The following is a 23,398-nucleotide window of genomic DNA, read 5'->3' as shown; positions in this document are numbered from 1 at the left end:
TATAAAAGCGTAGGCATCGCCCTAGATAAAAAAGCGATCGCTCAACAGAATCATTTGATACTATAATGAACCCTTTTAAATTGAACAACTATACCGATCGCGAACCAAGCGAGAAACAACAAAAAAGATTTCCAGGATGGTTTGCTTTAGATTTTGGTACGTCGAATTCGACAGTCACACTTTTCGATCCAATTGAAGTACCGATCGCAGAAATTTTACCCAAAGAACAAGAAATGCGGTTGCGCGATCGCTTATCACAATGGCTAAGTTCTCCCGCTTCTGTAGCTTTACCAGATGTCAGCGCTGATGATTGGGAAAAGTTTATCGCAGAAATTAGCAAAAATCTGGAGATAGAACCCAGCCGATTGAGTGAAGTCTTTGAAAGTGACAATAAAGAGCGATTTTTGGAAGCAATTCGCCAAATTGAACTTTCTTTAGGAAACAGCGAGAGATTCCGCCGTGCTGTCAGCAAAAAACTTTACCAAATTTATCATGAGGTTTTCCGCGTTCCTACCCTAGAGTCGCAAAATCTGATCCCAGTTGTGCTGGATATCGATCGCCGCGATACGGAAATTCCCAGCGAGTCGGAAATCTCGTACTTAGGAAACTTAAAATTGCGGATGGGTAGGGAAGCTAGAGATAACCGAAAAAAAGCGATCGCTCAAGGTACAAGCGGTTCTTTAAAGGAAATTATCAGCAGGTTTCACCATTCACCAAAACGCTATTTTGGCCAGGAGCGATCGTTTTCAGTTATTTTGGATGGTGAAGAAGAAACAATCACCGCAAATCAACTGATTCAATCTGCTTGGGCGCATTTAATCGAGTTAACTGAAGACTACCGCCAACACGCACGACGCAGATTTTCGGAAGGAGATTTTTTAACAGCAGTTGTCACCTACCCTACAGTCGCTCCACCAGTTGTTCGTAAGGAAGTTAGGGAATTAGTTGAGCAATTGGGGATCGACGATGTACAAACTGCTTATGATGAAGCCGTTTCCGTGGCGATATTCTTTTTATGGCGAGAATTTGGCGGTAATCTCAACATTGGTATTGAGTCATTCAAAACTCGTTGTCGCCAAGCCGGAAACAAATGGTCACAAAATGTTCTCGTCTTGGATATCGGTGGGGGAACCACAGACTTAGCTTTAATTGAACTGACTTTAGAAGATAAAACCCCAGCCTTTGCTGATTATGAAGACCGAGGTTTAGGTGGACGTTACTATAAACTAACCCCCAAACTATTAGGTTCATCTGGTCATTTACAGCTTGGCGGTGAGTTAATTACACTGCGAATTTTTAGATTATTAAAAGTTGCGATCGCAGACTTTTTATTGACAGCAGTAACAACAGGTGGTATTGAAAACGAAAAGCTAGAAGATTTAATTAACTCTGAATTAAACGAGCGCTTTTTAGAACAAGGTAAATTCAAAACTGGTAGTCTTTTAAAATGTTTAGATAGGGAGAATCCTGAAGGTGATATCGCTTACAAAGATGCCCTAGATACTGCCGAGAAAGTATTACCTACCCGTTGGCAACAAGCACCCCAACGCTTGCAATCTTTTTATATTCTCTGGGATCATGCCGAAGCAGCTAAACTTAAACTTGGGCAAAAGCCACCAGCAGAGAATTCTCTGTTAACCTTCACACTTTCTGAGCAGCAAATTTCGGAATTGCTTACCCAAAGCGCCGTTAAAATGCAAGTTAAAGATCCAGATAACATCTGCATCACCCTAGATAACCAGCAATTTGAACGAGCCGCCGCTTCGGGAATTAAAGAAGCGATCGGCATTGCTAAAGGATTAATGGAAAGTCGTTTGCGTCCCGATGATATCACCAAAGATTCTTGGAATTCCCAAAAAGTTGATTGGTTAATTTTGTCTGGTAAAACTTGTAATTTAGACATAGTACAGCGCCAGATTTACCAAGAATTTAGTAAGTCTCCCTATTTTGTCTGGAATCCAGAACGGATTACCTTTGTGTTGGAATTTACTAAATTAGCCACCTCAGCCGGTGCTTGCTATGCGGAAAAGCTGCGAAGATTAAGATTCGATCCAGAAGAGTCTAAAAGCTTGCTGCGTAAGGGAGCTAACCAGCTAGAAATTGATGTTAAAAATCTGTTTTATTATTTGCCCTGCAACTTCAAACGCAAAACCCAAAGTAACGATTTACTAACTATATTCAAAGCTGGACAAGAACTCTATCAACTCGCACCTTGGGAAACTGTCGCCAAAGTTCGGACTCATTGGCAAGGCATACAATTAACTAACATTATCTACCGTCAAGATTACGAAGAAGGAGATTTACGACTTTGGGGAAGCTTTGACGGCAAAAACCTGATGAATCAACTGGATATCCAAGAATCAGAGTTTCTGAAAAAAATAAAAGTCCAGTTTGAAATTGACCAAACCCTCGAATTTAACGTATTACTTTGTCAGGGAAGCCCCCACTATTTAATAGACATTTCTGGCATTGATTTAGAATCGGTAGTTTCAGAAGCTTCAGAGTTATTTACAGATGGTAAATTGAACTGGAATATTGCTGTAGAAGGCTTAAATAAAGACTTGAATGATGGTGATATTGCCGTCAATGTGATTGAGTCAGCAACCGTCGATCAACCAGATGCCTATCATCTTGTATTTGAAGTAGGAAATGATGGTAGTAAAACCTTTCACAAATTTCACTATTTGCGCGATGGAGTGACGCAACCAGGAATCGGGTTAATTAGTAATCCCTTACCTCCCTTCCCGCAAACTGGACAGCACACCTTCTATGTTTATCAAACAGATGCTGAAACCAACAGCAAAAAATGGATCAGAATTGGCGCACTCAGCAAACCAGATGTAACCACAGATTACCCTTGCCAATATCGTGTAACTCTTGACGATCAAGGTATTCTAAGGATGCATGCTGGTGAAGTCCCTTACTGGACATCACAAAATCAAGAATGCCTCAAACAAGAAGGATGTGTTTACCGTGCTGAATTAGAGTTACAACCTAATGAAGTTGATAAAGAACGCGATCCCTTTTGCGGCATACATTAACTCTCGCATTAGGGACTTCCAAATAAAAAAATACTCAACTATTCTTTGTGGGGTGGGCATCTTGCCCGCCCACAGCCCAAGGCGGGCAAGATGCCCACCCCACAAGATTGGATAATTTATTTCTTGGAAGTCCCTTAAACTCTGCGTTCCTCTGCACTAACCTTTGCGTACCTATGCGTTTAAAATCTTAATTTTTTCAACGTAAAGGGGCGCAAAGTAAACGCAAAGGTACACAGAGATTTGCTAAGTTTTATTCGTTATGAGTCGCATACAGGTAATATTTAGAGGTGAGATTCATGCAGCACTTGCGTCAATTATTAGAGATAGAAAACTCTGAATTAGCCCGGTTACTGCGATTTAGTTTGTATGGACTAGAGGCTAGTTTAAATCAGGCTCGCACAGAATTACCATTAGATCCAGGATCTAAAATATGTGATGAGGTGCTGCAAGAACTTCATAACCTCTTACAACCTGAACCCCCACAGCAAAATATTGGTTATGAAAATCCACCAGATGAGTTAAAACTAAATCACCTCCGAGAAGCTTTTAATTCTGACTCAGAACTTAGTTATTATCTGGGTAATTCCCAACTGCAAAGCCAAACAGACTCAGATTTATGGAACGAGATTCAACGTAAACTGCTGCGAGTTCCAGAAGATTTGGCTGCATCTTGGCAACAGCGCACCTTAGATTTAGCTCAAGAAGTTGGTGCGATCGCAGATAATTCTAATCTCTTTCAGCTTCCTTTTATTCGTGATGAAATTATCTATCCCGGTCTTAGTGGTACTGTTCAAACTCAGGGATTGACCTTATATCAACAAGCACTTTCAAATCCACTAGTTACTCAAGGAAATGCATCTGATTTACCAGCAGCATTTCTATTTTTATATATGAATTTTATTGAAATAGACCCAGATTTACATCATGCTTTAAAGAGCGTTTTTAGCTTCGATGTCATTTCCTTACACTCAAAACCAGAACAGCGCGATCAGTATATTGATGCTTTAAGCGATCGCTTCCAACGCACCCAAAAAGCAGAGAAAAACACTGATCCCCTGTCAATTCTCCGTACCTGGATTGACATGGACGAGGCGATACATTCCCTGGTATTCGTACCACCAGCTGAACGCTATTCTTGGTGGGGAAAGCTACAACATGAATCACGGCGTATCCTGAAGAAAGTCGCTGATGAAGCGATTAATGCAGGTAATGAAGTGAGAATTCGCCAATTATCGGGACTTTATGCAGATATCTGTGCTTTATCTAAAGATGACTTACAACTAGACTGTGGTGGTATTCCTGGCGAAGTCTTAACTTGTCTTCGAGTGTATGCGCGAATTAACCAAGAAGAATCTCCAGGGCGTGTGATATTTCGGTCATCACGGTAAGTGCTGGCAAGTTTTCTAATTCTTGAGATTACGAGGCAAGGCAGACAATTTTGCCAATCCCCGCCTTGCCTCATAATCTAATGAAGGTAAAAACGTTTAAATTTAGAGAATGCCCCAGAAGTGTAAAATTCCTTGACCGGAAAATACTTCAAGTGCAACAGCAGATAAAAAACCAATCATTGCAAAACGACCGTTCCAGTTTTCGCTCTGAGGAGTGAAACCCCAGCGCAAAGCATTAGGATCTTCTGAAACTGAAGGCGTAGTCTTCTTAACGTCTGCCATAAATAATACTCCGAGCTTTTATGTTGTAACAGTTATAACTGCCTGTAAAGTAATGTAACAGACTTTTACGAAATTGCAACATAACTCAAGACAGAATTTAGTTAGCGATTATATATTACGAGTACGTACTTTTATTTTAGGGACTTCCAAATCAAAAAATACTCAACTATTCTTTGTGGGGTGGGCATCTTGCCCGCCTTGTGGGGTGGGCGCTCATGTTGCCCACCCCACAAGATTGGATAATTTATTTGTTGGAAGTCCCTTAGCAGGTTTGCGATCGCTTAACTTATTTTTCACCAATTTTCTGAGAAGGATGTTAAAAATGCCTATAGTCTCATGTCTGTAAACTTTTAGATAGATAAAAATGGCAATACCTGATTATCAAAAGATAATGCTTCCGTTGCTTAAATATGCACTTGATGGTCAAGAACACTCCATGAGAGAAGCCATTGGAACTTTAGCCGACCAGTTTAATTTAAGTGAAGACGAACGAAAAGAATTATTACCTAGTGGTCAACAACCATTATTTGATAATCGGGTAGGATGGGCAAGAACATACTTAAAAAAAGCAGGGTTATTAGCAACCCCAAAAAGAGGTTATTTTGAAATTACAGAACAAGGTATAAACGTAGCTAGACAATCTCTAGAAGAGATAGATGTTCAATTTCTTGGTCAGTTTTCTGAATTTATTAACTTCAAGAGTTCCAAAAAACAAGCTGATAAGCCTAGTTTAGAGTTTGATGAAATATCAGAAAAAACTCCTCAAGAATCTATAGAATTAGGATATCAAAAAATCCGCAAGGAATTGGAAATAGATTTAATTAATCGGATTAAAACTATCTCGTCAGATTTTTTTGAAATACTCGTGATTGATTTACTTATTAAAATGGGTTATGGAGGTTCAAGGCGTGATGCAGGTAAAGCAATTGGTAAAAGTCGTGATGGTGGAATTGATGGTATAATTAAAGAAGATAAATTAGGATTAGATGTTGTTTATATCCAAGCTAAAAGATGGGACGCTAATGTTATAGGCAGACCAGAAATACAGAAGTTTGTTGGTGCATTATATGGTCAAAGAGCAAAAAAAGGAGTGTTTATTACCACTTCTAACTTTACTCAAGATGCAAAGAATTATGTCGCTGACATAGATATAAAAGTTGTATTAATAGATGGACAAGAATTAGCACAATTGATGATTGATAATAATGTAGGTGTATCAACAGTATCGGTTTATGAAATCAAAAAGATAGATTCAGACTATTTTACAGATAGTTAAATAGTATTTTTGTGTAATTATTGAAATAATTAAAAGGTTATATATCGTCAAGAAACTAAGCTAATATGAGATTCATAATTACATATAGTAGCTGAGGTGTAGTGCAGTGAGTCAAGTTTTAAGCTTGGAATTAAGTGATGAAGTTTACGCGGCATTGCAGCAGCAAGCCGAGGTTGCAGGTGTATCTCTTGCAGAATTGGTAGCTACTTCCATAGAACAGAAATATGGTTCTCTAAGAGGTGAAAACTCGCAAACTGAAACAGAAAAAGAAGCCGCTCGCCAACGTTTCCGAAGTCATGCTGGAAGCATTAACCTCGGTTATGCTACGGAAGGTATTTGACGTTTGTTATTACCCCAAGTGTGACGATTTACATTTATGTTCAAAAGCCCTCTCCGATATCCTGGTGGTAAGTCGAAAGCAATAAATCAAATAATTGGATATTTACCAGAAAGCTTTTCGGAATTTCGAGAACCTTTTGTAGGTGGTGGTTCAGTATTCATTTATTTAAGACAAAAATTTCCTGATATCAAAGTTTGGATTAACGATTTAAACCGCGAACTCTTCTTATTCTGGAAAGTTGCTCAATCCGAGCTAGCTCAGTTAGTTAAAGAAATTCGACATATTAAAGTCAAATATACAGATGGTAAATTACTTTTTACAGAATTGACTAGTGTAGATGTCAATAATTTATCTGATTTAGATAGAGCAGTCCGCTTTTTCGTCCTGAATAGAATTACTTTTTCTGGAACCGTAGAATCAGGTGGCTTTTCCCCAGAAGCTTTTCATAAAAGATTTACTGATTCTTCAATAGAACGATTAGAAAAATTAGAAAACATTCTATCAGAAAATGTCCAGATTACTAATTTGGATTACAGCCACTTATTAGAATCAGAAGGAAAAGATGTATTTTTATTTTTAGATCCACCATATTTTAGTGCTACAAAATCAAAGCTATATGGTAAAAGGGGTGACTTGCACACCTCATTTGAACATCAGAGATTTGCTGAACTTTTGCAACAATGTCATCATCGCTGGCTAATTACCTACGACAACTCAACAGAAATTCTAGAAAATTTTCAATGGGCTAATATTTCAGAGTGGGAATTACAATATGGGATGAATAACTACAAGCAGAGTGGTGCTGCTAAGGGAAAAGAGCTATTCATTACTAATTACGAAGTTAAACTTTATTTGGAAAATAAAGCACAAAATCATAACCTTGCTAATCCGGCTTTGCAATTAAGCCTTGATATTTAAACATAACTTTGATAGCTTCCAATTTTCCGGTAGGATAACTCCCATAGCTCTCGATATAGCTACAACATACAAACCTTAGCTATGACAACTTTCCCAATCCCTGTTCAAGAATCCTCTGGTAGCTGGTATCTCCTGCTGCAACAATTAATCGATGGCCAATCCTTATCTCGTACTCAATCTGCTGAATTGATGCAAGGTTGGCTCAGTGAAGCGGTTCCCCCAGAGTTATCAGGGGCTATATTAACAGCGCTGAACTTTAGAGGCATTTCTGCCGACGAGTTAACCGGCATGGCTGAAGTATTACAATCTCAATCAAAACTGGGGAATGGGCAAGAATCCACCCTATCCCCAATCCCCCTAATTGACACCTGTGGCACTGGTGGAGATGGTTCATCAACCTTTAATATCTCTACAGCAGTTGCATTTGTTGCCGCAGCTTATGGCGTACCTGTGGCTAAACACGGCAATCGTTCAGCGTCAAGTCTTACAGGAAGTGCAGATGTATTGGAAACTTTGGGTGTAAACTTGAGTGCCTCTAGTGAAAAAGTGCAAGCAGCACTACCAGAAGTGGGGATCACTTTCTTGTTTGCCCCTGGTTGGCATCCAGCACTTAAGGCGGTTGCATCATTACGGCGGACTTTGAAAGTGCGAACAATTTTTAATTTGCTTGGGCCCTTAGTAAATCCCTTGCGTCCAACTGGGCAAGTTGTGGGCTTATTTACTCCCAAACTTTTGGCAACTGTTGCCGAAGCTTTACAAAATTTGGGCAAGGAAAAGGCGATTGTGCTGCATGGGCGAGAAAAACTTGATGAGGCTGGGTTAGGAGATTTAACTGACTTAGCGGTGTTATCAAACGGAGAAGTACAGTTAACGACTATTAATCCCCTAGATTTGGATTTAACACCTGCTTCTATAGGTATGCTTCGGGGTGGAGATGTCCAAGAAAATGCACTGATTCTCAAGGCGGTACTCCAAGGTAAGGGGACTCAGGCGCAACAGGACGCAGTTGCCTTAAATGCTTCGCTGGCGCTGCAAGTAGCAGGGGCGATCGCATTTCTCGATCACGCACAGGGTATTAAAATCGCTAAGGATATCCTACAAAGTGGGGCTGCTTGGACGAAATTGGAGGAGTTAGTGAAGTTTCTGGGGAATTGATTTGCGATCGCAATTGCGGGCGGAATTCTACCACATCACGTTTGATGGTGACATCGTAGTTACCAAAAAAGTCATGTCCTAAAAGTCCAGTTTCTAGTTCCGCCCCAGCGATCGCTACTGGTATTTTATTCACTATTACCCCGCCAACTGCCATCGAATTAACATAGCCCACAGGAAATTCTACCGCTCTGGAACTCGCGGTGTTTGCCTTAGCTTTTCCCACTGTGATGATTCCCAAAGCATCAGCCATCTGTTGGGTAATGACAGTACCACTTGCTCCCGTATCCAGAATCATCTCAAATTGTTGCTGATCGTTGAAGGTGACTTCCACAATTGGCGTACCACCAATTCGCCTTTTAATCGGCGCTGTAAATACTGCTTCATCGGGAATCACCACTGCTGATGACGGCAAACCTGGCTCTGGTGATAACGGTTTTGTTTCTCGTGGAGGTAAAGTGAACTTTGGTGTGGTTTCTCTCTGGGGAACAACTACTACTATTTTATGAGGTTCTCTAACTCCAATAGGACGAGGATTAGCTTGTCTTTGGGCATATTTAACTTGGCGGCGATATTCCGTGATTTTGGTTTGAGCGATCGCAAATTCTGGGCTTTGTCGCCGTATTTTTTGCATCAGCGCGATCGCCTCCTGATACTGACTCGCCACCAATTTCCAATCATCTGGAGATTGAGCCGATTGGCTAATACTCCAAGCGCCAACAGCTTTGTCTCGTCCAATCTCAAAAAGACTTGGTTCACTTTCAAACGGATCTAGCGGCTGCGTTTCTGGGGTAGGTGCTGGTCTTACTGGTTTAACGGTAGGCTGTACTGGTACTAGATCCCCAATTGGCGTGGGTTGCTCATTTCCACCAGCAGCAATATTTAGTTTGTCTTCACTACAGGCAACACACAAAACCGCTAGAGCGCTTGATACAAAAATTAGGGTTGTACGGGATAAAAAAGACTCAAGCATAATTAATTTTAACTGCCTAAGCTTTGGCAAATCTACTCCCGCTACTTTAATTCCCTTTTAATTTTAATTAACTATCCGAAAAAATCCCAATTGCTCAACTCATGGGATAATTAACAATCGCAGTATGGGGCATTGGGAAAGATGAGGGAGACAAGGGGACAAGGAGATAAACAAAACTCCTAACTCTTGTACAGACGCGATTAATCGCGTCTCTCCTAACTCAGCACTCCTAATGCCCAATCCCCAATCCCCAATCTACTATGCCCCTGACTGACTCAATACCAGCTTTACTTGTCCTAGCAGATGGAACCACTTATCGCGGTTGGTCTTTCGGTGCGACGGGAACCGCGATCGGAGAAGTGGTGTTTAACACTGGCATGACAGGCTATCAAGAAGTCTTGACTGACCCTAGTTACCTCGGTCAGATTGTCATTTTTACCTATCCTGAATTGGGGAATACTGGCGTTAATCCTGAAGATGAAGAATCAGATGGTCCCAAAGTGCGGGGTGCGATCGCCCGAAATATTTGTCAGCGTCCGAGTAACTGGCGATCGACACAATCTTTACCAGATTACCTCAAACAAAACCAAGTACCGGGGATCTACGGCATCGATACCCGCGCCCTCACCCGCAAAATTCGGATGTTCGGAGCAATGAACGGTGGCATTTCTACAACCATTCTCGATGAAGGGGAATTGCTAGAGCAGGTACTAGCAGCCCCCAACATGGCAGGGTTGAATCTGGCTCGTGAAGTCACCACCTCAACAGCTTATGAATGGTCTGATCCCACAATTCCAGCTTGGGAATTCAACGCTGAAACTGCGGAAAATCTTGGGGAAGCCTTCACCGTTGTTGCCCTTGACTTTGGCGTAAAACGTAATATTTTGCGTCGCTTAGTAAGTTATGGTTGTCGGGTAATTGTTGTACCTGCTGATACACCACCAGAGGAAATCCTCAACTACAATCCAGATGGTGTGTTTCTTTCTAACGGGCCTGGCGACCCTGCTGCCGTCACCGAAGGGATTGCAACTGCCAAAGCACTCCTGTTAAGTCAAAAACCGATTTTTGGTATTTGTATGGGACACCAAATTTTAGGTCATGCACTAGGGGCAGAAACCTATAAACTCAAATTTGGTCATCGTGGTTTGAATCAGCCCGCCGGTTTACAACAACGGGTAGAAATTACTAGCCAAAACCATAGTTTTGCTATTGACCCAGATTCTTTACCTACGGCAGTTGTGGAAATTAGCCACCTAAACTTAAACGATCGCACCATTGCCGGAGTACGGCACAAATCTCTACCTGTGTTCTCCGTACAGTATCACCCAGAAGCCAGTCCTGGCCCCCACGATGCTGATTACTTGTTTGAGCAATTCGTTCAATCCATGCGAACAGCACGTCAACCCCTTCCCTACGGGACGCTACGCGAACGGGGAATTCAAAATTAAAAATTCAAAATTCAAAATGAAAGATTTCTTTTTGAACTATGCATTTTTAATTTGGAATTGGCGCAAAAAGCAAGAGTCAAGTTGTCGGATCTGGGATTAAATAAAAATAGCAAAATGCAAATGGGTGACTAGGGACAATACCCAATGCCCAATGCCCTATTCCAACAGATTGTAGACAATTTGCTCAAAAACCATCTATACTTGAGCGTTCACTTTAACTCATGAGGAGGGAATTATTGCTGAGCCACTGAATCTAACCGTTAGCCTGAGGGGTACTCGCGAAGTCCGGGATAACTGTCAGCTATTCCGCCTCACAGGTTTGTTAGATGCTTTTTCTGAGCCGACATTTCGCAAGACACTTGGCAGCAAGATAGACGAAGGCCCTAAGCACATTATCTTGGATCTCTCACAAATTGACTTTGTTGATAGTTCTGGCTTGGGTGCTTTGGTGCAGCTAGCCAAGCAAGCTCAAACTGCTGATGGCACGTTGCAAATCGTCACGAATGCCCGCGTAACTCAAACGGTCAAGCTTGTTCGCCTAGAGAAGTTTCTCTCCCTGCAAAAATCAGTCGAAGAGGCTCTAGAAAACGTCAAGTAGTCTTGATTGCTAGACCTGAGAGTTAAATTTAGCTATCCAGATTCAATATTGGATAGCTTAATTTTTAAAACTTCTGGCAAAAAACCTCTCTCCTTGTGAGAGAGGCATCAAGCCAGTTGAGCTATTATGTTTAAAGTTGAGTAATAACTAAAGATATAAACACCCAACTCTTGGGTATGTAATTGTCGGCTAGAATATTGGATAAATAATCAAGTCTGAAATATTTGTAAGAAATACAAAGCCAGCAGATTTGTTTATAGATAGACTTGACTCGATACTGTATAGTTAAAAGTTGTCGCTTACTAAGTAAGTATGGCAATGCTAAGCTAATCGTCATTCATTTTTCCAGAATGATTCGCTTGTAGTAAGGGCTTCAGCCCTGCTTTTATGCAACTTAAATGCCGATTAGCTTACCAAAAGAAAGGGTGAATTTGATGTTCAAATTTTACCCTATCTTAGACACAGACCACAAGAAGTAGGCGAAATTTGGTTTATAGATGTTGACATCAGGGTGATTTAAAATGCCAACTCTCAATCAAAAAGATGAAATTAGGAAGTAATTTTGATAGTATTGATTATGCTAAGTATACTATCATGGCATACTTCCGAAAAATTCAGTCTTTGGGAACAATGCCCGCCAAATAGAGCCAGTAAAGGAATGATTTATTTGTGAAGTCACAGGAGGAAGAGCTATTAGATGGACAAGATGAAACTTCTAAACAGAGTTTGTCTTGGACTCAAGCACTCTTGGCAACCACAGGGCTATTCCAACAGATTTCCCTCTCACAAGTGCAACAAATTTCTCCTAGTGCTTTAGCATATTTGGGGGATGCAATTTATGAGTTGTATGTTAGAATGTTCTATCTGCTGCCATTGCAGCGGTCAGGAATTTACCATCGTCTGGTAGTGGAGCAGGTAAGAGCAGAAACACAAGCGCTACATTTGCGATCGCTAATTCCTCATCTCAGGGATAACGAATTAGAAATTGTCCGACGGGGTAGAAACGCCGCAACAGGACGCCCTAAGCGACTTAATCCCGAAATTTATCAACAGGCAACTAGTCTAGAAACTTTAATAGGCTACTTATATATCACCGATTACCAACGTCTAACCGAACTGTTGCAAATACTTCATCTAGAAAAAGAGTGAAAACTCAATTTCGCAGTAGCCACAACACTAGATTAGGTTCAAAAAATTGAGGTAATCGGAACGATCAACCATACGCTATATTCATAACTCCAATGCAGGATAAACCCAGAAAAGTCAAGACTTCTAGCGAACCAAATCGTGGACAACCCGTAAAAATTAAAGGTAAACGTGTTGTTACTAATCCGGCTCGCAATCCCAGGAAAGTAGATAGCAACCCCATCTCTGTTGCCAATCCGACTCGCAATCCCAGGAAAATAGATAGCAACCCCATATCTGTTGCTAATCCAACTCGCAACCCCAGGAAAGTAGATAGCAACCCCATCTCTGTTGAGAATCCGACTCGCAATCCCAGAAAAGTAGATGGCAACACCATCTCTGTTGTTAATCCGAATCGCAATCCCAGGAAAATAGATAGCAACGCCAGTTATGGCAACTCCCGGCAAAGAAATAATAACTTCTCCCAGCCATCTGTATCTACATCTACACAATCTACAGAAGAAGATAACGATCTCATCTACGGTCGTCATCCAGTATTGAGTGCATTGCAAAATCAGCGCAATCTCAACCGTCTATGGATTACTACCCGTCTGCGGTACGATCCCAGCTTTCACCATTTTCTCTTGCAAGCAAAGGAAAATGGCACAGTTATTGATGAAGTTGAACCCAAGCGTTTAGACTATCTCACCAACGGCGCTAATCACCAAGGTGTGGCAGCACAAATTGCTCCCTACGCTTACACCGAATTGCCCGATCTAATTGAGCAGTGCAAATCTGTAACCGATGCCGTAATTGTCGTGGCTGACGGAATTACTGATCCCCACAACTTGGGAGCAATTATTCGCACTGCCGAAGCAATAGGCGCTCAAGGATTGGTGATTCCCCAAAGAAGGGCATCTGGAATCACTTCCACTGTCATGAAAGTGGCAGCAGGCGCTTTAGAAAATTTTGCTGTAGCTAGAGTTGTCAACCTCAGCCGCTCCTTAGAAGAATTAAAAGAAGCTGGCTTTTGGATTTACGGTACTGCTGCAAGTGGCAGCGAACCTGTGCATACAGTCAATTTCACTGGCCCAATCGTTTTGGTAATCGGCTCAGAAGGTGAAGGTCTAAGTATGTTAACTCAACGCTCTTGTGATTTTTTAGTATCGATTCCTCTCCAGGGTAAGACTCCCAGCCTCAATGCTTCCGTAGCGGCGGGTATGGCGCTTTATGAAATTTATCGCCAGCGATCGCTAAATACGCTCCACTTAGATAAATTGCAAAAATTCTCTTTGAAAAATAACAGTAACAGAGTATAAAGAATATAAAGAAATGTAAAAGATAATAAAGCACCATATCGTTTAACAGCCTGTAGACGTTTATAAATTGGCGAAAACCATGAAAACCATTTGGCATAACCTCAAGGAAGTGTTAATTAACACATTCGACTATATCGGCTTGGCTTGGTGGGTAGAGATTGTAACTCAAAATCCCCGTTGCACGTACTACTTCGGGCCATTTCTAAGTTCTTCTGATGCAAGATTCTCTAGCATTGGATACATAGAAGATTTGGAGCTTGAAGGAGCTACGGGAATCATTGTGAATGTCAAGCGCTGCAAACCTAATACCTTAACAATTGCTGAAGACTTGGGGGAAAGATTTGACCGCAAAGTACAGCCTGCCTTTGGCGGTCAGATTTAATTTAGGCCAGAGTCAACATAATTCGTAATTCGTAATTCGTAATTCGTAATTTCGAGTTCTAATTACGAATTATTTGCTCAATTCACTACTAATTACCTCTGGATGAACTTCGAGCCAACGGTCAATATCATTCAGCACCTGCTGGGGAACTTCCCACGGGAAAAGATGGGCAGTGTTGGGATAGCATTGCCACTGAGAATTATTGAGGTTTCGAGCAGTTTCTAAGCTGGAATCAGATGTAATGTGGCGGTCTTGTTCGCCAGCCAGTACTAAACTAGGACATTGTATTTGTGGCAAATCTAGAAGCCGATTGTATCCTGATTGAATTGCGCTATAGAGGGCGCGAGTCGCAGCAGGAGAGGTTTGCAAATAGGCTGGTACTGCTTCCTTGGCGATGTAATTGTAAGTGATAGACGTATGTTGTTGGATTAGGTAGCGGAAAAGCGATCGCTTACCAAAAGTTTCAATATTCCATTGCCAACTCGGTTTTATATAGTTCAATAGCCCAGCAACGCCAGTATATAAATTATCTTGCCAAGTAATGCTCGGATGACTACCACGGGGTTTCGCGGCTGTCGCCACCAAAATCAGCCCAGTAATGCGCTTTGGTAAACGTAATGCCAACTCCATTGCGAGAATGCCCCCAAGTGACCATCCCAATACTAGGCACTTTTCAATCTCTAAGCGGTCTAGCAGCGCTTCTAAATCAGTGAGATGGTCATTCATGTCAAAATTGCCCTTGTAGCGACTTTTGCCATATCCACGTAAATCTGGAGCAAAAGTTTTGTAGCGTTTTGATAAATGATTGGTAAAAACAGAAAGACTACGACCAGTACCAGGATGACCATGTAAGCCCAAAATTGGGAATCCTTGACCTTGGATGTAGACATTGAGGCGTGTAGCAGTTGTGCTGTGGCGATCGCTCATTACTCACCATTCTCCTGTCTGCCATTACTGCCAACTGCATTGATCGCAGCTTCCAGAGCGATCGCCACGTGAGTCCAATGAGTTCCCCCCTGACAATAAACTACATAAGGCGATCGCAAAGGCCCATCTGCTGATAATTCCAAAGTACTCCCTTCAATAAATGTCCCCCCAGCCATCACCACTTGGCTCTCATACCCCGGCATATCATCTGGAACAGGGTCTAAGTAGGAACCGATCGGAGAATGCTGTTGGATGGCTTTACAGAAAGCAATTAGCTTTTCGGCTGAACCGAGTTTAATCGCCTGAATTACATCTCCACGGGGAGCTAGGGGAGCCGGATTTACTGGATAACCGAGTTGATCAAATACATAACCAGTCAGATAAGTCCCTTTCATCGCCTCTCCCACCATTTGCGGCGCTAGAAATAAGCCTTGGAACAGCAAGCGATTTTGGTCAAAAGTAGCACCGCCATAACTCCCGATACCGGGAGCAGTGAGGCGACAGGCGGATGCTTCTACTAAGTCGGCGCGACCAGCGACATAACCGCCAGCGCTGACAATAGTACCACCAGGATTTTTAATTAATGATCCCGCCATTAAATCAGCACCTACGGCTGTGGGTTCCTTTGTTTCAATGAATTCGCCGTAGCAGTTATCTACAAAGCAAACAGTGTTCGGATTTTGCTGTTTGACTAAGTGGACGATTTTTTCAATATCAGTAATTGATAAACTAGGTCGCCAAGAATAGCCACAAGAGCGCTGAATTAAGACTAAACGAGTGTTTTGGGCCACGCTCGTACTTAAAGCTTGCCAATCTATAGTTCCTTGTGGGGTTAGCTCCAATTGGCGGTAATTTATGCCAAACTCAATCAGGGAGCCTTGACCTTGACCTCGTAAACCAATGACTTCTTCAAGGGTATCGTAGGGAGAACCGACCACTGCTAACATTTCATCGCCAGGACGGAGGACACCAAACAAAGCACAAGCGATCGCATGAGTTCCCGAAACAAACTGCACTCGCACCGCCGCAGCTTCGGCACCCATAACTTCGGCAAAAACTTTATCTAAAGTTTCTCGTCCTAAATCATCATGACCATAGCCACTTACACCAGCAAAGTGGTGTGCGCCTACACGGTGATTACGAAAAGCATTCAGCACTCGTTTTAGATTATGCTTAACCTGAGTGTCAATTCCAGAAAAAATTTCTAATAGTGCCTGTTCTGCTTGCCGCAGCTGTTCTAAGCTGTTCATCAGTTCCTCGTTCAAAAAAAAATTAAATTATAGATATGCGGATTTTTAGATCGCGCAGACTAGGCTGGAAAATTCAAATTCAGGTTACTGCATGACAATTGCTACTTCAACCAAACCTCAAATTAACTGGGTCAATACCCTGTTTTTCATTGGACTGCACATCGGCGCTTTATTTGCCTTTGTTCCTGGTAACTTTAGCTGGACGGCAGTTGGTGTAGGTTTCTTGCTGTACTGGGTAACTGGTGGCTTAGGAGTTACTCTCGGATTTCACCGCCTTGTTACTCATCGCAGTTTTCAAACTCCCAAGTGGCTAGAGTATCTCCTGGTGTTCTTTGGCACACTCTCGTGTCAAGGAGGCCCGATTGAGTGGATTGGGACACATCGTATCCATCATTTAAACTCTGATACTGATGCCGATCCCCATGATTCTAATAAAGGCTTCTGGTGGAGCCACATGGATTGGCTGATTCACTACTGTCCCGCTCACGCTGATGTTCCTCGTTTCACCAAAGACATTGCCGAAGACCCAGTTTATCAGTTTTTAGAAAAATATTTCATTTTAATCCAGGTTGCTCTGGGTGTATTGCTTTTGCTTCTGGGTGGCTGGCCGTTTGTGATTTGGGGCATTTTTGTTCGCATTGTCTGGGTTTACCACTGCACTTGGTTGGTGAACAGCGCCACTCATAAATTTGGCTATCGGAGCTATGATTCTGGCGATCGCTCGACTAATTGCTGGTGGGTAGCCGTACTAGTTTTCGGTGAAGGCTGGCATAATAACCATCATGCTTTTCAATACTCAGCTCGTCATGGGCTGGAATGGTGGGAAATCGATTTAACCTGGATGACAGTTCAATTGCTGCAAGCAGTTGGTCTGGCTACTAATGTGAAGTTGGCCCCAACAAAAGTTAGTTAGGGGTTAGGAGTTAAGAGTTAGGATGTGTAAGGTTTGTAATCGAACACTTCTAACTCCTAACTTTTCAAAAAGCTATTTACTTACGGGTGCGCTTGTGTCGGTTAGGTTGCTATAATCCGAAGCGCTAATGTGAAGAATTTTTACGGCAAGTTACTTTTTGGTGACTTGGTGGAGGAGTTTGTTGTTTTTTAGGTGTCCATGACTACATCAATAATTAATAGCCAGAAACTAAGTGACGAGCCTAGTAATTCCGACTTCCGGCTCAAAGATATTGTCAAAACCCTGCCACGGGAATGTTTTCAACAGAACCGTCGCAAAGCTTGGACACAAGTAATACTCAGTGTCTTGGCAGTCGCCTTGGGCTATTACAGCCTGATCATCACTCCTTGGTTTCTCTTGCCCCTAGCTTGGATTTTTACGGGTACTGCTTTAACAGGTTTTTTTGTAATTGCCCATGATTGTGGTCACAGGTCTTTTGCCAAACGTCGTTGGGTAAATGATTTGGTAGGCCATTTCTTTATGATGCCGTTAATTTACCCCTTTCATAGTTGGCGGATTAAGCATAATTATCACCATACTCATACCAACAAGCTGGATGAGGATAATGCTTGGCATCCAATCAGACCAGAAGTGTTTGAAAATTGGGATAAAACCCGACGATCTGCTTTTGAACTGTTCATGCGTAAACGCTTCTGGTGGGTAGGTTCCATTGGCCATTGGGCTGTGGTGCATTTTGATTGGCGGAACTTCAAAACTAAAGACCAATCGAGTATCAAGCTGTCTGTGGCTGTAGTAGTGGTATTTGCTGCGATCGCTTTCCCGCTTCTGGTCGCCACAACTGGCATCTGGGGATTTGTCAAATTTTGGCTAGTACCCTGGATGATTTACCATTTTTGGATGAGTACTTTTACAATCGTTCACCACACTGCCGCAGATGTTCCTTTTACCACAGCCCACAAGTGGAACGAAGCTCTAGCACAGTTATATGGAACTATTCATTGCGATTATCCGCGTTGGGTAGAAATATTGTGCCACGATATCAATGTTCATGTCCCTCATCATATTTCCACTGCTATTCCTTCTTATAATTTGCGGTTAGCTTACAGCAGCATCAAAGAAAATTGGGAGCCTTATTTACATGATGAGTGTCAGTTTTCTTGGCCTTTAATGAAGCAGATTACAGACCAGTGTCAGCTATACACAACTGATATTGGCTATAAGACTTTCGACGAATATTATACAGAGCGATAAATAGCGCTGTGACTACACTCACGCTCTTGACTCAGCGAGAGCGTTTATCATGCTGTGTTTAAATAGAATTTGGCGACTTTTTACTAACTAAAAATTGTTAAGTAAATTGCCAAAAATTATCTTCTTTGGTGTTAGCGATCGCTAGTTTCGTGGGCATCCTAGAGGTGAGATGATTTTGTCTCAAATAAAGTTCCGATTTATATCCAACAAAAGAATCCAGTGCTATCAAATATCGTCACGTTCAATAATCCTGCTGGCTGCGAAACGTCTGAGGATTCCACTAAATTACCTTTCTCCCTTCAGGATTTAAAAGCTGCCATTCCTGCTGAATGTTTTCAGCCCAATGTGACAAAATCACTTTTTTACTTCTTTCGTGACATCCTGATTATCAGTCTGCTTTATGCAGTTGCTTCCTACCTGGATTCTTGGCTTTTCTTCCCAATTTTCTGGCTAATGCAAGGAACGATGTTTTGGGCTTTGTTTGTGGTTGGACATGACTGCGGACACCAATCTTTTTCTAAGCATAAATGGCTGAATGATTTGATTGGACATCTTTCTCACACACCAATACTTGTTCCTTATCATGGTTGGCGGATCAGCCATAGAACCCATCACAAAAATACTGGCAATATCGATAACGATGAAAGCTGGTATCCGGTGACAGAATCACAATATAAGGAGATGCCATTAGCCCAAAAGATCGGCAGATATTATGTTTTTCTCTTGGCTTATCCTGTGTATTTGTTCAAGCGTTCTCCTAATAAAGAAGGCTCCCACTTTATGCCCAGCAGTTCGCTTTTCAAGCCATCAGAAAAATGGGATGTCATCACTAGTACTGTACTTTTGATTGGCATGGTGGGTTTGCTCGGTTTCCTCACCTACCAATGGGGTTGGATGTGGTTGCTAAAATATTACGCTGTACCCTATCTTGTATTCATAGTTTGGCTAGATTTGGTGACATTTTTGCACCACACTGAGGCAGAGCTTCCCTGGTATCGTGGAGAAGATTGGACTTTCTTAAAAGGCGCAATTTCTAGTATTGACCGTGATTATGGTTTAGTTAATCATATCCATCACGATATTGGTACTCATGTTGCTCACCATATATTCCTTAACATCCCTCACTACAATTTGCTAAAGGCAACTGAGGCAATAAAACCAGTAATGGGTGAGTATTTCCACAAATCGGAAGAACCTATTTGGAAGTCATTATGGCATTCATGTATTAGCTGTCATTTTGTACCCGATACTGGTACTAAGGTTTACTACACTTCTAACAACAAGTCAGCTAAAGACTAGTAGTCTGTGAAGAAATAATTGACGAATAAATTTTCTGTAGGGACGGCGATTTATCGCGTCTCTCCAACCGTCAAAATGGATTTGACAGACCACTAGTGGTCTGTCTCATCAGTCCTGAGGTGTGAATAAGTTTGTAGTCAGGACTTTAGGAATAATAATTAAATAACATACAATTTATGTCCTTGACTTACCTCACCCTCAATCCCTCTCCTTATAAAGGAGAGGGAAGCTAGATACAGGATGAAGTTTTGCATTTTATTTAATTCACGTTCCTTAGTCCTTGATTTTCTAAGCACTGAAGTGCTTACTACAAACTTTTCATTACTAGCTTAGACATTGTACTAGAAGCAATTTCAAAAACCCTCTCCCAAGCTTGGGAGAGGGTTTTTGATTTATGCAAGAAATCTAATGACTATAAGCTGCCTTGCTTTTGATGTTGTTCACCATGATGGTTACAGCCACCCTGCTGATTCTGGCGATGATGAGTATGCTCTTTACCGTGTGAGCAGCTTTGCAAATCTTGCTTCATCAGGCTTTCACTGATTTCCTGCAAAGACTCATCCACAGGCTTTAAGCCAATCCAAGCATCAATCTTTTCTACATCGAATCCTACCTCGCGGCGTAGGCTTTGCCCGCCGGAGGCATCGCCTATTTCTAACAAAGGACGGCGAATTAATAGTGGTTCTTTGAGCATCAGCACCAAAGCGGTTTCTGCATCAATTTTTTCAGGAACCACCTCACCAGATTTTACCTTTGGAGAGGAACGATTAAACCATTCAGCTACGGGGCGATCGCCAAAAAAAGAACGCAACCGCTCAACTGTCCAAGGTTCAGTTAGCAGGTTGTATGCTATCACCTCATGACCCGCAGCAGTGAGCAAAACTTTTTGCTTAGTACCACCTTGACAGCCTGGTTTGCTATAGAAAATTACTCTTGCCATTTAACTACTCCTAATTACTCAATTGTTCGTAGTTGCGCTTTAGCGCTAAAGCGCCAACTACAAACTTGACATGACAATTCCTAATTAAAAATTCCTAGCCTGATGAGTAACTGAGTCAAACTCAAATCTCTCACTGGGATCAGTTTCGCCGTAAACATTAAAAGTCACAGTTGGTTCATCACCCACTGCTTCTACACAGTGAATTGCATCGGGAGTAAAGCTAATAATATCTCCTGGAAATAGAGTTAGCTCTCCCGTCTGTTCAATTTTGTCCTCAAATTCTGGGCTATTAGTGCGTTGCCAAAAAGTATTTTTTTCCTGACCTTTTAACACCGCGACTATTCCCCATGTCCCATGATTATGAATGTTTGAGCGGGTTCCTGGTGCAAATGTTACTGTTTGCACAGTCAACGGAAAACTCAATTCATCGTATAGGAGTAAAACAGAGGTTCCCGTTTTGGGTGAAGGTTCTAAATTTTGACTTCGTACCCAGTAGGAATTTACTATTAAACGCCTTACAAGCATCCTAATTTCTGGAAGACAATCGGCTTCATTGTTAGTGTTATTGAGAACATCTTCTATCTCAGTTAAAAACCGATACAGACGATAATTCTCTCTCAATAAATCCCATGCTCTTACAGATTTACAGGCTTGATACTGACCATCCCCCGTTAGTAGCCAATCTCTACCTTTCATAAATTTTAAATTGATAAGGGAGAAGATTGGATGACAATGATCGGAGAGACGTTCGGCATATTGCTCGTAGGAAGTTTCGTAGGTATGGTAATAGGAGGAATGATAGAGTCACTATTACTAGTTACTCCCAAAAGACAGTAAGAAGAATGTGATGTAGAGAACCAGTTGTTCATGATTGTTCACTAAAAGGGCATTGGGCATTGGGCATGGGTTATTCTCTTTGTCTCCCCACTCTCTACAGACGCGATGAATCGCGTCTCTACAAACTCCCCACTCTTTCTTGTAGAGAAGTACATTGACTAATTAATCATCTTCTTCTGGTGGACGTGTCAAAATATCCAGGAGAATTCCGGCTCCAAAATCATGCTTTTCGTCTATCTCTTTGACTTTGGTGCTGATTTCTTTTGCTTGTTCAATTTCTCCTAATTTTGCTAGCACTAATCCAGAAGCAGCATAAGCATTTAAGTACAATCGAATTTGTGGGTCTTCTTTGCGATTGACTAATATCGGCTTAAGTTGCTTCCAGTCATCAGGAAGTTTTTCTAGTTCTTTAATTTTATCTAATAATTTGATTGTTGTTTGTAGTGCAAGAGAATAATTATTTTTATAATAGAAAAATCTATATGCTGCTACCAATACATCTGTATTTTCACCAGTTTTAGCTAAAGCTTGTTGAATATACTTTTCTGATTCTGATGTATTTTCCCAGTTTTGTGCAGCTAAAATTAATAGGTTTTTGATATCCTCTGGAACCTGGAACCATGAGAATTTGTTTGTATCAAGTTGCATAATAAACTCCTGAATGGAGATAAGGAGGATCAGGGATATGAGGCAATACGGTTCGGTTAAGGCAACAAACACGATAAATCGTCATCTCTACGAAAGATTGATCATTGTAGAGACGGCGATTTATCGCGTCTTTGCTTTGCCCAATGCCCAATTTAAAACAAAGTGAGAACGTAGACCAAAGTGAATAAAACAATCCAAATAATGTCTACGAAGTGCCAGTAAATTTCTGTCATTTCGATGAAAGTATGATTGGTTGCAGAATATTCACCGGGAAGACGCGATCGCCACAATGCACGTAATATCAATAACAGTCCTACAAAAACGTGTAAACCGTGGAACCCGGTCATGATATAAAAGCAGTTGGCGAAGACGTTGGTAGTCAGTCCGTATCCTAATGTTGAGTACTCATAAACCTGACCACCTAAGAAAATTGCGCCCATGATTGCAGTAATTGCATACCACAGTTGCATTCCCTTGAGGTTATTCTTTTTAATCGCCGTATCACCGAAGTGAATGACGAAACTACTCGACACCAAAATAATGGTGTTAATCGTCGGTACAAGTAGTTCAACTTCACTTCCTTCAGGAGGCCAAACTGCTGTAGTACCTCGGAAAAATAAATAAGTAGCAAAAAATCCGCCAAACATCAGGGATTCAGAGGCGAGGAACGTCAACAGTCCCCAAACTCTTAAATCTGGATGTTCTTCGTGTCCTGCACTGTGATCTTTGCTCGTGGTTGTAGCTATAGTCATAGATTTTTCAGCAAAATTTCCATTCTTTATCCAAAATCCTTGTTTAGCCAAACTCTTGACTTGTTCAGGAATTTTGAAAATTCCGAGTTTTGTGTTCTGAATTCAGGTGTACGTTTATTGAATTCAGGTGTACGTTTATTGAATTCGGGTGTACGTTTATTGAATTCGGGCATCCGTTTATTGAATTCAGGTGTACGTTTATTGAATTCGGGTGTACGTTTATTGAATTCGGGCATCCGTTTATTGAATTCAGGTGTACGTTTATTGAATTCGGGTGTACGTTTATTGAATTCGGGCATCCGTTTATTGAATTCAGGTGTACGTTTATTGAATTCGGGC

At 41.6% G+C, this 23,398-nt stretch carries 22 protein-coding genes; 14 read left to right on the top strand and 8 right to left on the bottom strand.

What is annotated here, in order from left to right:
- Positions 1–65 precede the first annotated feature (65 nt).
- Together HWQ37_RS11385 and HWQ37_RS11380 are read left to right on the top strand one after the other, a co-directional pair.
- Entirely contained in the window at positions 66–3,041 is a 2,976-nt protein-coding gene (locus tag HWQ37_RS11385; RefSeq protein WP_292747082.1) for an acetate and sugar kinases/Hsc70/actin family protein, read from the top strand.
- 296 nt (positions 3,042–3,337) lie between these two features.
- Entirely contained in the window at positions 3,338–4,429 is a 1,092-nt protein-coding gene (locus tag HWQ37_RS11380) for a hypothetical protein (protein WP_292747080.1), read from the top strand.
- A gap of 102 nt (positions 4,430–4,531) precedes the next feature.
- Here the strand turns inward: HWQ37_RS11380 and HWQ37_RS11375 are convergent, their stop codons facing one another.
- Complete coding sequence (locus HWQ37_RS11375; RefSeq protein WP_069071239.1) at positions 4,532–4,711, bottom strand: high light inducible protein; 180 nt, start codon at positions 4,709–4,711, stop codon at positions 4,532–4,534.
- Positions 4,712–5,075: 364 nt separating this feature from the next.
- On the opposite strand from HWQ37_RS11375, the gene HWQ37_RS11370 reads away from it, so the two are divergent.
- From HWQ37_RS11370 to trpD, 4 genes are all read left to right on the top strand, one after another.
- A complete protein-coding gene (locus tag HWQ37_RS11370) occupies positions 5,076–5,987 on the top strand; it encodes a restriction endonuclease (protein ID WP_292747077.1) in 912 nt (303 codons plus the stop codon).
- 106 nt (positions 5,988–6,093) lie between these two features.
- On the top strand, positions 6,094–6,327 hold the full coding sequence (locus HWQ37_RS11365) for a hypothetical protein (protein ID WP_292747074.1): 234 nt from the start codon (positions 6,094–6,096) through the stop codon (positions 6,325–6,327).
- A gap of 36 nt (positions 6,328–6,363) precedes the next feature.
- On the top strand, positions 6,364–7,245 hold the full coding sequence (locus tag HWQ37_RS11360; RefSeq protein ID WP_292747071.1) for a DNA adenine methylase: 882 nt from the start codon (positions 6,364–6,366) through the stop codon (positions 7,243–7,245).
- Positions 7,246–7,326: 81 nt separating this feature from the next.
- A complete protein-coding gene (trpD, locus tag HWQ37_RS11355) occupies positions 7,327–8,400 on the top strand; it encodes an anthranilate phosphoribosyltransferase (protein WP_292747068.1) in 1,074 nt (357 codons plus the stop codon).
- Here trpD and HWQ37_RS11350 read toward each other — a convergent pair.
- On the bottom strand, positions 8,330–9,370 hold the full coding sequence (locus HWQ37_RS11350) for a retropepsin-like aspartic protease family protein (RefSeq protein ID WP_292747065.1): 1,041 nt from the start codon (positions 9,368–9,370) through the stop codon (positions 8,330–8,332). The genes trpD and HWQ37_RS11350 overlap by 71 nt on opposite strands.
- A gap of 260 nt (positions 9,371–9,630) precedes the next feature.
- Between HWQ37_RS11350 and carA the strand changes: the two genes are divergently transcribed.
- The 5 genes from carA (at position 9,631) to HWQ37_RS11325 (ending at position 14,242) form a co-directional block, all read left to right on the top strand.
- Positions 9,631–10,818, top strand: coding sequence for a glutamine-hydrolyzing carbamoyl-phosphate synthase small subunit (carA, locus tag HWQ37_RS11345; protein WP_292747062.1), 1,188 nt, complete (start codon positions 9,631–9,633; stop codon positions 10,816–10,818).
- 232 nt (positions 10,819–11,050) lie between these two features.
- Positions 11,051–11,416, top strand: a complete 366-nt coding sequence (locus HWQ37_RS11340) for an STAS domain-containing protein (protein WP_292747100.1) — start codon at positions 11,051–11,053, stop codon at positions 11,414–11,416.
- Positions 11,417–12,085: 669 nt separating this feature from the next.
- Complete coding sequence (locus HWQ37_RS11335) at positions 12,086–12,565, top strand: Mini-ribonuclease 3 (RefSeq protein ID WP_292747060.1); 480 nt, start codon at positions 12,086–12,088, stop codon at positions 12,563–12,565.
- 92 nt (positions 12,566–12,657) lie between these two features.
- The gene (gene rlmB / locus HWQ37_RS11330; RefSeq protein ID WP_292747057.1) at positions 12,658–13,860 is read left to right on the top strand and encodes a 23S rRNA (guanosine(2251)-2'-O)-methyltransferase RlmB; all 1,203 of its coding nucleotides are present in this window, start codon (positions 12,658–12,660) and stop codon (positions 13,858–13,860) included.
- 79 nt (positions 13,861–13,939) lie between these two features.
- A complete protein-coding gene (locus tag HWQ37_RS11325) occupies positions 13,940–14,242 on the top strand; it encodes a DUF1816 domain-containing protein (RefSeq protein WP_292747054.1) in 303 nt (100 codons plus the stop codon).
- A 69-nt stretch (positions 14,243–14,311) separates the two neighbouring features.
- Here HWQ37_RS11325 and HWQ37_RS11320 read toward each other — a convergent pair whose 3' ends face one another.
- Together HWQ37_RS11320 and HWQ37_RS11315 are read right to left on the bottom strand one after the other, a co-directional pair.
- Entirely contained in the window at positions 14,312–15,169 is an 858-nt protein-coding gene (locus HWQ37_RS11320; protein ID WP_292747051.1) for an alpha/beta fold hydrolase, read from the bottom strand.
- Entirely contained in the window at positions 15,169–16,419 is a 1,251-nt protein-coding gene (locus HWQ37_RS11315; protein WP_292747048.1) for a methionine gamma-lyase family protein, read from the bottom strand. Before HWQ37_RS11315 ends, HWQ37_RS11320 begins: the two co-directional genes overlap by 1 nt.
- Before the next feature lie 91 nt (positions 16,420–16,510).
- Here HWQ37_RS11315 and HWQ37_RS11310 point away from each other — a divergent pair, with 91 nt between their 5' ends.
- The 3 genes from HWQ37_RS11310 (at position 16,511) to HWQ37_RS11300 (ending at position 19,882) form a co-directional block, all read left to right on the top strand.
- On the top strand, positions 16,511–17,332 hold the full coding sequence (locus HWQ37_RS11310) for an acyl-CoA desaturase (RefSeq protein WP_292747045.1): 822 nt from the start codon (positions 16,511–16,513) through the stop codon (positions 17,330–17,332).
- A 198-nt stretch (positions 17,333–17,530) separates the two neighbouring features.
- Positions 17,531–18,583 carry a fatty acid desaturase gene (locus tag HWQ37_RS11305; RefSeq protein WP_292747042.1) on the top strand — a complete coding sequence of 351 codons (1,053 nt, stop codon included), beginning with the start codon at positions 17,531–17,533 and terminating at the stop codon, positions 18,581–18,583.
- A gap of 219 nt (positions 18,584–18,802) precedes the next feature.
- Positions 18,803–19,882 carry a fatty acid desaturase gene (locus tag HWQ37_RS11300; protein WP_292747039.1) on the top strand — a complete coding sequence of 360 codons (1,080 nt, stop codon included), beginning with the start codon at positions 18,803–18,805 and terminating at the stop codon, positions 19,880–19,882.
- Positions 19,883–20,294: 412 nt separating this feature from the next.
- Here HWQ37_RS11300 and HWQ37_RS11295 read toward each other — a convergent pair whose 3' ends face one another.
- The 4 genes from HWQ37_RS11295 to HWQ37_RS11280 all read right to left on the bottom strand — a co-directional run bounded on the left by HWQ37_RS11295 (position 20,295) and on the right by HWQ37_RS11280 (position 23,059).
- The gene (locus HWQ37_RS11295) at positions 20,295–20,822 is read right to left on the bottom strand and encodes an ArsC/Spx/MgsR family protein (RefSeq protein ID WP_292747036.1); all 528 of its coding nucleotides are present in this window, start codon (positions 20,820–20,822) and stop codon (positions 20,295–20,297) included.
- 84 nt (positions 20,823–20,906) lie between these two features.
- Positions 20,907–21,518 (bottom strand): cysteine dioxygenase family protein, encoded by a 612-nt coding sequence (locus HWQ37_RS11290; RefSeq protein WP_292747033.1) that lies wholly within the window; start codon positions 21,516–21,518, stop codon positions 20,907–20,909.
- Between the two features lie 303 nt (positions 21,519–21,821).
- Positions 21,822–22,307, bottom strand: a complete 486-nt coding sequence (locus HWQ37_RS11285) for a hypothetical protein (RefSeq protein WP_292747030.1) — start codon at positions 22,305–22,307, stop codon at positions 21,822–21,824.
- A gap of 152 nt (positions 22,308–22,459) precedes the next feature.
- A complete protein-coding gene (locus HWQ37_RS11280; protein WP_292747027.1) occupies positions 22,460–23,059 on the bottom strand; it encodes a cytochrome c oxidase subunit 3 in 600 nt (199 codons plus the stop codon).
- Positions 23,060–23,398: the final 339 nt, after the last annotated feature.

The organism is Nostoc sp. NMS4 (assembly GCF_017115095.1).
Lineage (GTDB): Bacteria > Cyanobacteriota > Cyanobacteriia > Cyanobacteriales > Nostocaceae > Nostoc.
Note: the sequence above shows the minus strand (reverse complement) of the source record. Positions and strands in the feature narration are given on the sequence as shown.